This window comes from Pseudomonas migulae (assembly GCF_024169315.1).
GTDB classification, from domain to species: Bacteria; Pseudomonadota; Gammaproteobacteria; order Pseudomonadales; family Pseudomonadaceae; genus Aquipseudomonas; species Aquipseudomonas migulae_B.
Map to the genome: position 1 here is coordinate 4582816 of NZ_JALJWR010000001.1, position 10875 is coordinate 4593690.

8 protein-coding genes are annotated in these 10875 nt (G+C 61.0%); all 8 read right to left on the minus strand.

What is annotated here, in order from left to right; genetic code table 11:
- Positions 1-183: 183 nt before the first annotated feature.
- The 8 genes from J2Y86_RS21020 to gcbA all read right to left on the minus strand — a co-directional run bounded on the left by J2Y86_RS21020 (position 184) and on the right by gcbA (position 10698).
- Positions 184-1413 (minus strand): DUF3426 domain-containing protein, encoded by a 1230-nt coding sequence (locus J2Y86_RS21020; RefSeq protein WP_253435797.1) that lies wholly within the window; start codon positions 1411-1413, stop codon positions 184-186.
- A gap of 30 nt (positions 1414-1443) precedes the next feature.
- On the minus strand, positions 1444-2322 hold the full coding sequence (gene prmA / locus J2Y86_RS21025; protein WP_253435800.1) for a 50S ribosomal protein L11 methyltransferase: 879 nt from the start codon (positions 2320-2322) through the stop codon (positions 1444-1446).
- A gap of 326 nt (positions 2323-2648) precedes the next feature.
- Entirely contained in the window at positions 2649-4007 is a 1359-nt protein-coding gene (gene accC, locus J2Y86_RS21030; RefSeq protein ID WP_017336341.1) for an acetyl-CoA carboxylase biotin carboxylase subunit, read from the minus strand.
- Between the two features lie 17 nt (positions 4008-4024).
- Positions 4025-4489, minus strand: coding sequence for an acetyl-CoA carboxylase biotin carboxyl carrier protein (gene accB, locus J2Y86_RS21035; RefSeq protein ID WP_253435803.1), 465 nt, complete (start codon positions 4487-4489; stop codon positions 4025-4027).
- A gap of 48 nt (positions 4490-4537) precedes the next feature.
- Positions 4538-4990 carry a type II 3-dehydroquinate dehydratase gene (gene aroQ / locus J2Y86_RS21040; protein WP_253435807.1) on the minus strand — a complete coding sequence of 151 codons (453 nt, stop codon included), beginning with the start codon at positions 4988-4990 and terminating at the stop codon, positions 4538-4540.
- 131 nt (positions 4991-5121) lie between these two features.
- Positions 5122-6861 carry a protein-disulfide reductase DsbD gene (locus J2Y86_RS21045; RefSeq protein ID WP_253435810.1) on the minus strand — a complete coding sequence of 580 codons (1740 nt, stop codon included), beginning with the start codon at positions 6859-6861 and terminating at the stop codon, positions 5122-5124.
- 169 nt (positions 6862-7030) lie between these two features.
- The gene (locus tag J2Y86_RS30515; RefSeq protein WP_437180692.1) at positions 7031-7579 is read right to left on the minus strand and encodes a methyl-accepting chemotaxis protein; all 549 of its coding nucleotides are present in this window, start codon (positions 7577-7579) and stop codon (positions 7031-7033) included.
- Positions 7580-9027: 1448 nt separating this feature from the next.
- Positions 9028-10698 carry a diguanylate cyclase GcbA gene (gene gcbA, locus J2Y86_RS21055; RefSeq protein ID WP_253435816.1) on the minus strand — a complete coding sequence of 557 codons (1671 nt, stop codon included), beginning with the start codon at positions 10696-10698 and terminating at the stop codon, positions 9028-9030.
- Between the last annotated feature and the right edge of the window lie 177 nt (positions 10699-10875).

A 10875-nucleotide genomic window follows, 5' to 3' on the forward strand; every position in this document is an offset into this window, starting at 1 on the left:
GACTTCCCTGTTGTGGGGCCGGATCATGAGAGTTCGAAAAAGGGTTGGCATGATACCCGCTCTCGATGACTGGATAAAGGCTGAATTGAACAAAATCTGAACAGTTATTCTGTTATCGCCAGCAGTTTGGTATGAGCGGTCGCTGTCAGAAATGTGCCGCCAAACCCGTAACACTGAACCGTTTCACTCGGGTGAGTGGAAGCTCAGGCTGTAGTTCACGGCTTTTGCGCCTGGGTCGAGAATGTCCAGGGCGATGTGGATCGGCGTTTGCGGGGGCATTTCCGCCATGCCTTCGAGATCGCCGTTGAGGTACTCGCCGGGCTTGAAGCGGCGGCTGGCGATCAGGTGGCCGTTGAGGTCGGCAAAGCGCAACTCCAGCAGCGGGAACGGCTGGGAGAAGGGCGCACGGTTGTAGATGATCGCGTCGACCACCAGCGCGCCGTTGAACTCCGGATGGCTGCGCACCACCAGGTTGCTGCTCTTGATTTTCGCGATGTCGACTTTGGATGGCACGGTGCATCCGATTTGTGGGCACACCTGCTGGAACCACGGACGGTACTGATCCTGGCGCGCCAGTTCGTCGAAGTGATAGGCGATGTACTGGCCGACGAGTGCGCCGGCACCGAGCAGGATCAGCAGCAACCAGAGAAAACGTCGACCCCAGGGTGACCGGCGTTTCTGCCAGTCGAGTTGCAGCGGGTCATCGGTCAGGTCTTGCAGGGCCTCGGCGTGAAAGGCCGGCTCGCTGCGTTCGCGTCGCTTGCGCAGGGGCTCTATCGAAGGCAGGTCGTCGATTTCATCAGCCGCATCGGTCGCTGACAGGCGTTCGTGATGAAGCGGGGCGTCGAGCGGATCATTCAGGCGCAGTTGCGGCGGAAGAGACTCGTTTTCCAGTTCCATCGGTTCCAGGGACAGCGACGGTTCGGTGCGCGAGGGGCTGCTCGGCTCGATGATCGGTTCTGGCGTGATCGTGGCTTCAGCCGCTTCAGCGCGATCGGCAGCCGATTCGCTGAACAGGCTGTCGGACCAGGGTTCTTCGTCGTGCTCGACGGTATCCCGGCGGGCACTCAGGCTGTCTTCGCGGTGACGACCGAACTCGGTGGTCGGCTGGATTTCCCGTTGCTCGAGCCGGGCGAGTTCTTCGTCCAGGTCCAGGCTGTCCAGGTCGAGTTCAGCGGCTGACCACTGTTTCTGGCTGATGGCCCGTGGTTCTGGCGCGGCTGTCTCAACGATGGCCGGAGCAACCGGGGGGATCACTTCCTTGCCTGCCTGCTCAAGCAGTTGCTTGGCGGCGTTGAACACCTGCAGGCACGAGCCGCAACGAACCACCCCACGGGCCACGCTCAATTGAGCATGGCTGACGCGGAAGCTGGTTTGGCAATGCGGGCACTGAGTGACGAAGCTGTCGGTCATGCGGCGATCCGGATTATGCAGGCGCTCATTCTAGCGCCGACGGCCAGTGATGCGCACCCAGCCATCGCGATTGGCGATCGGGTCCAGATCGAAATCCTGCGCGTAGGCGTTGGCAACCTCTTCGCCTTGTTCGGCAAGAATGCCGGACAGTGCCAGGCGACCACCCGGCTTGACCAGGCTGGACAATTGCGGTGCCAGCGACACCAGCGGGCCGGCAAGGATGTTGGCCACCAGCACGTCGGCCTGAACCTGCGGCAGGTCCTCCGGCAGGTACAGCGGGAACAGCGCTTCGGCGATGTTGTTGCGCCCGGCGTTGTCGCGGGAAGCTTCCAGCGCTTGTACGTCGATGTCGGTGCCTACAGCTTCCTTGGCGCCGAGCAACAGGGCGGCTATCGCCAGGATCCCCGAGCCGCAACCGAAGTCCAGCACGTTGCAGTCTTTCAGATCCTGACCGTCGAGCCATTCCAGGCACAGCGCGGTGGTCGGGTGGGTGCCGGTGCCAAAGGCGAGGCCCGGATCCAGCAGAATGTTCACGGCGTCGGGTTCAGGGGCAGCGTGCCAGCTTGGAACGATCCACAGGCGCTGGCCGAAGCGCATTGGCTGGAAATCGTCCATCCAGGTGCGTTCCCAGTCCTGGTCTTCGATGACTTCGCTGTGATGCTCGGGCAGCGGGCTGCCGGTCAGCAACTCAAGGTGGGCCAGCACGGTGGCGGCTTCGGTGCCACCTTCGAATAGGGCCAGCAGGTGCGTGTGCGACCACAACGGGGTGGTGTTGAGCTCAGGTTCGAAGATCGGCTGATCTTCGGCGTCCATGAACGTCACCGATACGGCGCCCACTTCAAGGAAAGCGTCTTCGTAGGTTTCGGCTTGTTCTGGGCTGATGGCGAGACGGACTTGCAGCCAAGGCATGGCGGGCACCTTTGAAAAATATTGATTGCAGCCTAGCGGGCTGCGAGAAGCGCGCAAGTTTACGCGAGCGCGGCGCAGAAGACGACCGGGTAGGCATGGATCAGGGGTGAACAAATCACCTGTGGCGAGGGGGTTTGCCCCCGTTCGGCTGCGCAGCAGACGCAAAACCATTCAGCCGCGCAGCATCAGGAAAATCCGGATCGACTGTTTTGGGACCGCTTCGCAGTCCAACGGGGGCAAGCCCCCTCGCCACAAGGGAGTTGTGTTTGGCAATCTCCAGAAACAACAAAGCCGCCCGAAGGCGGCTTTGTTGATCGGGCTAAAGCTTAGTGCTTGTCGCCAGCCAGCTTGTGTTCCAGGTAGTGGATGTTGATCCCACCTTTGCAGAAGCCTTCATCGCGGACCAGATCGCGGTGCAGCGGGATGTTGGTCTTGATCCCGTCGACAACGATTTCGTCCAGCGCGTTGCGCATGCGCGCCAACGCTTCGTCACGGGTTGCGCCGTAGGTGATCAGCTTGCCGATCAACGAATCGTAGTTCGGCGGAACGGCATAGCCACTGTACAGGTGCGAATCGACGCGAACGCCGTTGCCGCCCGGAGCGTGGAAATGCTTGACCGTGCCCGGGCTCGGCATGAAGGTTTTCGGGTCTTCGGCGTTGATCCGGCATTCCAGTGCGTGACCGCGGATGACGACGTCTTCCTGGGTGTACGACAGCTTGTTGCCAGCGGCGATGCTGAGCATCTCCTTGACGATGTCGATGCCGGTGACCATTTCCGAAACCGGGTGCTCAACCTGAACGCGGGTGTTCATTTCGATGAAATAGAACGCGCCGTTCTCGTACAGGAACTCGAAAGTGCCCGCGCCACGGTAGTTGATGTCGATGCACGCCTTGACGCAGCGAGCGAGGACTTCAGCGCGTGCTTTCTCGTCGATGCCCGGTGCCGGCGCTTCTTCGAGAACCTTCTGGTGACGACGTTGCAGCGAGCAATCGCGGTCGCCCAGATGGATGGCGTGGCCCTGACCGTCGGAAAGTACCTGAACTTCCACGTGACGTGGGTTGGTCAGGAATTTTTCCAGGTAGACCATCGGGTTGCCGAACGCCGCGCCTGCTTCGGAGCGGGTCAGTTTCGCCGAGGAGATCAGGTCTTCTTCTTTATGCACAACGCGCATGCCGCGACCACCGCCGCCGCCAGCGGCTTTGATGATCACCGGATAACCGACTTCGCGACCGATGCGCAGAGCGGTTTCTTCGTCTTCCGGCAGCGGGCCGTCGGAACCCGGAACAGTTGGAACGCCAGCCGCGATCATGGCGTGCTTGGCCGAAACCTTGTCGCCCATCAGGCGAATGGTGTCGGCTTTCGGGCCAATGAAGGCGAAGCCGGAGTTCTCGACCTGTTCAGCGAAATCAGCGTTTTCCGCAAGGAAACCGTAGCCAGGGTGAATGGCGGTAGCGCCGGTCACTTCAGCCGCAGCGATGATTGCCGGGATGTGCAGGTAAGAGTGGGCGGCCGAGGCCGGACCGATGCAGACGGATTCGTCTGCCAGGCCCAGGTGCATCAGCTCTTTGTCGGCCTTGGAGTAAACGGCGACGGTCTTGATGCCCATCTCTTTGCAGGCACGCAGAATCCGCAGTGCGATCTCACCGCGGTTGGCGATCAGAACTTTTTCCAACTTCGCAGTCATCAAAGTTTCTCCGCGGTTCAAACGATGGTGAACAGCGGTTGGTCGTACTCAACCGGCTGGCCGTCTTCGACGAGGATGGATTCGATCACACCGCTGGTTTCAGCTTCGATGTGGTTCATCATCTTCATGGCTTCGACGATGCACAGGGTGTCGCCTTTCTTCACGGTCTGGCCAACTTCAACGAAGGATGGCGAGCTTGGGGAAGACTTGCGATAGAAGGTGCCGACCATCGGCGAACGGGCAACGGTGCCGTTCAGGACAGGTGCGGCCGGAGCAGCAGGAGCGGCAGCGGCGGCAACCGGAGCAGCAGCGGCAGGCGCTGGAGCCGGAGCGTGCATTGGAGCCGGTGCGTAGTACTGCTGAGCCGGAGTCTTGCTATGGCGGCTGATGCGTACGGACTCTTCGCCTTCCTTGATCTCGAGCTCGTCGATGCCGGACTCTTCCAGCAATTCGATCAGTTTCTTAACTTTACGGATATCCATGAATCATCAACTCCCAAGGGTCGGTCAGGGGCGTTTAACGCTTGTTGTTCAAGTCGTTGCCTGTCTTTCAAGCTGCTCTAGTGCGGCCTCCAGGGCCAGTCGATAACCGCTGGCGCCAAGGCCGCAGATCACTCCCACCGCTACGTCGGAGAAGTAAGAGTGATGGCGGAAAGGTTCGCGTTTGTGCACGTTAGACAAATGCACTTCGATGAATGGGATGCTCACCGCCAGCAGCGCGTCACGTAATGCGACACTTGTGTGCGTAAAAGCTGCTGGGTTGATCAGAATGAAGTCCACACCTTCGCTGCGGGCAGCGTGGATGCGGTCGATCAATTCGTACTCGGCGTTGCTTTGCAGGTGCAGCAAATGATGGCCGGCTTCGCGCGCGCGGCGTTCCAGGTCCTGGTTGATCTGCGCCAGTGTCGTAGCGCCGTAGGTGCCCGGTTCACGGGTGCCGAGCATGTTCAGGTTGGGGCCGTGCAGAACCAATAGCGTTGCCATCTGCTGTTCCTTGTTATCCGCGTGCATTTGTCAGAACCCGGCGACTATGCCGCAAAGCCTTTGTGACTGTCCAGTTCTATGCAATAGCCAGCACGATGGCCGATGTTTGCGCGAAATATGTGACCGGGTGATTAAATCCGGTCATTTGCTTTGGCAACACGTTCGGCGAAGTCCGTCGCGTTGATCTCGCCGATCACTCGCACATCGGCGCGTTCGACACCGTCCTTGCCAAAAAACATCAGCGCCGGTGGGCCGAACAGTTTGTAGCGGTCGAGCAGCGCACGTTGTTCCGCGTTGCTGTCGGTGATGTCGAAGCGGATCAGTCGATAGCCCTTGAGGCGTTCGACGACTTGGGTGTCGTTGAGCACTTCGTGCTCGATGACTTTGCAGCTGATGCACCAGTCGGCGTACCAGTCGAGCAGCAGTGGGGTGCTGGACGATCTGGCCTCGGCGAGGACGCGATCCAGTTCGGCCGGGGTGGTGACGGTTTGCCAGTCGCTGGTGTTTTGCGGCTGCCCGTTGCCGCTGACGATACGCGGCTGGCCGATAGGATTGAGCGGATCAGTCTGGCCACTGAAGGCGCCGTACCAACACGCCAGCGCATAAAACAGCAAGAACATGCCGAGCAATTGGCCGACACGTTTTCGCGGCGGTTTGTAGACGAACTCCAGCGCACCCATGAACAAACCGACGCCACCGGACAGCAAGCCGATCAGCAGCAAGGTGATCTGCCCCGGCAACACCCGACTGAGCAGACCGATCGCCAGCCCCAGCAGCAAAACGCCAATCGCGTTTTTCACGTAGACCAGCCACGGCCCGCTTTTCGGCAGCCAGGCTGCGCCACCGGTGGCCACCAACAATAGCGGGGCGCCCATGCCGAGGCCGAGCATGAACAGCTTCAGCCCGCCGCCCAGCGCGTCGCCGCTGGCGCTGATGTACAGCAGCGCGCCGGCCAGCGGTGCCGAGACGCAGGGCGAAACCAACAGACTGGAAACCACGCCGAGCACCGCCGCACCCCACAACGAGCCGCCTTCGGTGCGACCCGCGATGCGGTCCAGTCGACTGCTGATCGCCTGCGGTAACTTGAGTTCGAAGACGCCGAACATCGCCAGGGCAAACACGGCAAAAAACATCGCGAACGGCACCAGCACCCATGCCGATTGCAGTCGCGCCTGAAGATTGAGCTGTGCGCCGAACAGCCCCATCAACGCGCCAAGCAGGGCGAAACAGAGGGCCATTGGCAATACATAGGCGAGGGACAGATTGAAGCCGCGCCAGCCACCGACCTGGCCGCGCAACACCACGCCGGAGAGGATCGGCAACATGGGCAGCACGCAAGGGGTGAACGTCAGACCCAGGCCGGCGAGGAAGAACAGCGCCAGCTCCCGCCAGCTCCAGCTCGTGGCAGCACCGCTGCTGCCATCGATACTCAGGCGTTCGGTTTCAGGCGGGTAGCACAGGCCTTTGTCGGCACAGCCCTGATACGTCACGGCCAGGGTAAAGGCGCGTTGATCGGTGCGTGGCAGTTCTACATCGAGAATCCCGTGGTAAACCTCGACATCGCCAAAGTATTCATCGTGCTTTTGTTCGCCCTTGGGCAACTGCGCCGTGCCGAGCGCGACATCGGCGGGATCGGCGCGAAACTGAAAGCGATGGCGGTAGAGGTAGTAACCCTCGGTGGCGACAAAGCGCAGTTTGATCGATTGTGGCGTGCTCTCTACGAGGCTCAGCTGAAAGGCCTCGCGCACCGGCAGGAAGTCGGCGCTGTTGTTGATCGAGCCCAGCGTGGCGCTGGCCCGACTCTCCAGCAACCCGGCGGCGTTGGCCGGCAGGGCGAGTACTAAAAGCAGCAGGCAAAGCAAACGGCGCATGACAATCTCGCGTATCAGAGTTGGGGGCATGATAGCGGACGGCGGCGCGTGTTGCCTCGTAACCCATTCTGTAGGAGCGAGGCTTGCCCGCGAAGAACGATAACGCGGTTTGCCTGAAAGACCGCGTCGTATGGTTCGCGGGCAAGCCTCGCTCCTACAGGGAATGTAGTCAGACGCGGAAGGCTTGAACGGCTGTATGCAGTCTTCCGCCCAGCACCAACAAATGCTCCCCTTGCTCACGGCCTTCACCGATACGCAGCAAGTTATCCCCACCCAATTGGTGAATCCTCTCACTGTGATCACGGATCTCGCTGACAGCGCCGCTCTGCTGGGCAGTGACATCGGCAATGCGCACGGCGGTGTCGGAAATGGTCTGGATCGCCCCGACGATCTTGTCCAGCGCACCGTCAGCGGCCTGGGCCTGGTTGGCCGTTGCTTCAGCATGCTCAACCTGCGCGCGCATGCCTTCCACCGATTGCTGCGCCGCTGCTTGCAACCCCGCGATCAAGGTCTGAATTTCGGCCGTGGCGCCCGCGGTGCGTTGTGCCAGTGAGCGAACCTCTTCCGCCACGACGGCAAAACCGCGACCCATTTCCCCGGCCCGGGCCGCTTCGATGGCCGCGTTCAGCGCCAGCAGGTTGGTCTGGTCGGCAATCGAGCGAATCACCGTCAGCACGCCGCCGATGGTGGCCGATTCCGAAGCCAGGTGTTCGATCATCTGGGCATTGCCTTGCACTTCACCGACCAGCGCATGCAGGCCAGTGAGGCTCAAACCGATGACTTTTTGCCCATGTTCCACCGCCAGCCCGGCATGACGGCTGGCGTCGGCGGCCTGGCTGGCATCACCGGCCACTTGTTGAATGGTCGCTTCCAGCTCACCGAGAGAATCACGGATAAGCGCCGTGTCACCCGCCTGATGCTCGGCGCCGCTGTGCAGGTCATTGCTCAATTCGGCCAGGGTGCGACTGCTGCCGGCGACCTGTTCGGCATTGAGGCGAATGGTCCCGACCAGATCGACGAGGTAAGCGCGCAAGCGGTTGAGCGAGGCTTGAATGTCATGCAGCTCGCGATTGGTCTTGCCCAATTCAATGTCCCGGCTGAAGTCGCCCTCGGCCCAGGTCGAAAGCGCCGGCGCGAGGTTGGTCAGCGTCCGGGCGAGGCGTCGTTGCAGGGTGTCGATGAGCAACGCGATCAGCAGGATCAGGCCGATCATCACGCCTTGCATCAGCCGTACTTCGCTCTGGATTTGCCCGTGCTGGGCACGAACTACCGGTTCCAGCCCGGCGATGGCCTGTTGCACGTCGGCGATTTTCAGGTGCGTGGCGGTGCTGAGGTCGGTGCGTTTCTGAATTTGCTCGCGGGTGCGTGCAAGCTCGGCGGGGTAGCGGGTCAGCAGACTATTCAATTCACGCTTGAGCCCGACGCCAGCATCTTCGGCCACGGCTTTTTCGGTGTTCTCCAGGCCCATCATCGCGGCGAAATCGTCGGTACCCGATTCACTTTTACTGGCTACGCCGAGTAGCGGCAGGGCATTCAGAAGTTCAGCTTGAGCGCGGATGTTGGTGACTTCACGTTCAACATCCGCCGCCAGTTCACTGCGACCGCTGCTGACCAGTTTGTCCCGGGCCAGCGACAGTTTGCCCAGGTGTTGGGAGGCAGTGAGCAGCGGTGCCAGATACGTCGCATTGCCGCTGGCGTACTGGCTGAGCTGATCGAGGCTGGCACCGAGCTCGCGTTCGGCTTGCAACAGCAGCGCTTGCGGGTCGCCCGCGAGTTTGCCGGCGGCCAGCAGGTCGGTTTTGCTGAACTCATCCAGGTTTTTCAGGCTGGGGCGCAAGGTGTCGGCCAGTGTCGGCGGCAGTTCACCCAGTTCCTTCTGCAGCGCGTCGATGGCCTGGCTGGCGCTGCTCAGGCGCAAGGCGTCACCGCTGGCGAGGTAATCCTCAACGTTGCGCGCCACTTCATTTTGAAATTGCTGAGACAAGCCCAGGTAGCGCTCCATCAACAAATACGGGCGTTCCAGGGCTTTTTGCGACCACCAGAGCGTGGCGCCGAGGGCCACGCACACGGCGACTAAAAGGAGGGTGTTGAGATTGGTCAGCAGCTTCAGGCGCATCGGGACTACCAACGGCAGAATGGTAAGTGCCTGAAGTTATTGCGTTTCTGTTACAGGGTTATGACTGAATGGGTGGATTCCGATGAAAAAGTGGCACTTTGCTGTGATGCCCGTGCCGCTTGCACGCGGTTGCGCCCGGCGTGCTTGGCACGGTACAGCGCCTCGTCTGCCTGGCTGGCCATCATCAGGCCGTCGGAGTCTTCGCACAGCTCGACCACCCCGGCGCTGAAGGTGCACCAGAGATCCTGCGGCTGGGCGGGGTAATGAATCTCCGCAAAACGCTGACGGATTTCATCGAGGACGTTGTAGGCCGCTTCGATATCGGTGTCCGGCATGACGATGGCGAACTCTTCACCGCCGTAACGGCCGATGAAGTCCGTCTTGCGCAGGCGTTGCTTGAGAAACAGCGCCAGGCTCTTGATCACGCGGTCGCCCATCGGGTGGCCGTGACTGTCGTTGACCCGTTTGAAATGATCGATGTCGAGCATCGCAAAACTCAATGGCTTGCTCTCGCGACGGGCGCGGAACGAACAGTCTTCGAGCAATTGCAGAATGTGCGTGTGGTTGTACAGCCCGGTGAGGCTGTCGCGGACCATCCGCGCTTTGAGATTGCGTGCACGCGCCGCACGGTTGCGCACGGTGGTGATCAGGTGACGCGGTTTGATCGGCTTGGTCAGGAAGTCGTCGCCGCCCTCGCTCATGGCGTCGAGCTGCTTGTCCAGATCGTCCTCGGCGGACAGGTAAATGATCGGCACGCTGACGTAGCGGTCGTTGTGGCGAATCACCTTGGCCAGTTCTGTGCCGGTGCAGCTCGGCATGTACATGTCGAGGATGATCAGGTCGGGCTGGAAGTCTGCCAGTTCGGCCATGGCCTGGATCGGCTCGATCAGGGTTCGCGTGACGATCCCGGCGCTGTTGAGCAGGCGCTCGGTGTGCAAGGCCTGGGCGCGGGAGTCGTCGATGATCAGCACTTTATAAGGTTCGTATTGCGCAACGCAGGTCAGGACTTCGATTTTCTCCAGCAGGCTCGACGCTTCGAGGGTGCCGGTCAGAAATTCCTGACCGCCGGCGCGCACCGCCGCGAGACGGGTCGGGGTATCGGTTTCGAGCAGGCTGAAAAACAGCAGCGGCAACGGTTCATCCAGGCCAACCTGGGCTTCGGCGGCCAGTTTCAGGCCGATGCCGGGACCGCTGAAGTCCACGTCCATGACGATCGCAGCGGGCAGCCGTTCGACCATCGACGAGCGAAATGCCGACACGCTGTCGAGGGATTGGGCGCTGAGCCCGAAAAACTCCAGCTGCTTGGCCAGGCGCTCGGCACGCTCGTGATCCTGCAACATCACATAGATCGGCTTGCGCAGCGGCGGCAGGAAGGTCTGTTCGAGTTGATCGCCGTGGCGCAGGCCGGTGCGTGACAGGCGCTGCATCAAGCGATTGAGGTCGGTGATCAGGCCGCTGCTCAGGCGTCCGCGATTGGCGTCGACAGCTTCCAGCGACTGGCCGATGTGACGCGCCAGCTGGATGTGTTCCGGTTGTTCGAAACGCTCGGCGAAACGCAGCAGGCGCAGGTTGGCCTCGCTCAGTTCCGATAAGTCGGTGACGGACCACTCACTGCGTTGCAGGCGCTGCCAGATCTCAAGAATTTGACGTGCCTGATGAATTACCCGCTGGGCAAAGTGGTGCTTGAGGCGCTCACGGCTGGGGTCTTCTGGCTCGGTCATATCCTGACTACTAGTTAGGGTGCATGCTGAGATCGACTGGTGGCTCTATGCTAGCACCTCTTTTCGTTTGCATGAGTGTCGTACGTCAATAATCTGCATGCAGACGTCATTCAGTTTCTGACTGGCTGGTCTGAAAATGCCTGTGGGTTATTCAGAAAGGCCCGTGGGGTGGGTGTC

Coding starts and splice junctions, on each gene's coding strand:
- J2Y86_RS21020 (WP_253435797.1), bottom strand. CDS start 1,413: ATGACCGACAGCTTCGTCACTCAGTGCCCGCATTGCCAAACCAGCTTC.
- prmA (WP_253435800.1), bottom strand. CDS start 2,322: ATGCCTTGGCTGCAAGTCCGTCTCGCCATCAGCCCAGAACAAGCCGAA.
- accC (WP_017336341.1), bottom strand. CDS start 4,007: ATGACTGCGAAGTTGGAAAAAGTTCTGATCGCCAACCGCGGTGAGATC.
- accB (WP_253435803.1), bottom strand. CDS start 4,489: ATGGATATCCGTAAAGTTAAGAAACTGATCGAATTGCTGGAAGAGTCC.
- aroQ (WP_253435807.1), bottom strand. CDS start 4,990: ATGGCAACGCTATTGGTTCTGCACGGCCCCAACCTGAACATGCTCGGC.
- J2Y86_RS21045 (WP_253435810.1), bottom strand. CDS start 6,861: ATGCGCCGTTTGCTTTGCCTGCTGCTTTTAGTACTCGCCCTGCCGGCC.
- J2Y86_RS30515 (WP_437180692.1), bottom strand. CDS start 7,579: ATGATCGAACACCTGGCTTCGGAATCGGCCACCATCGGCGGCGTGCTG.
- gcbA (WP_253435816.1), bottom strand. CDS start 10,698: ATGACCGAGCCAGAAGACCCCAGCCGTGAGCGCCTCAAGCACCACTTT.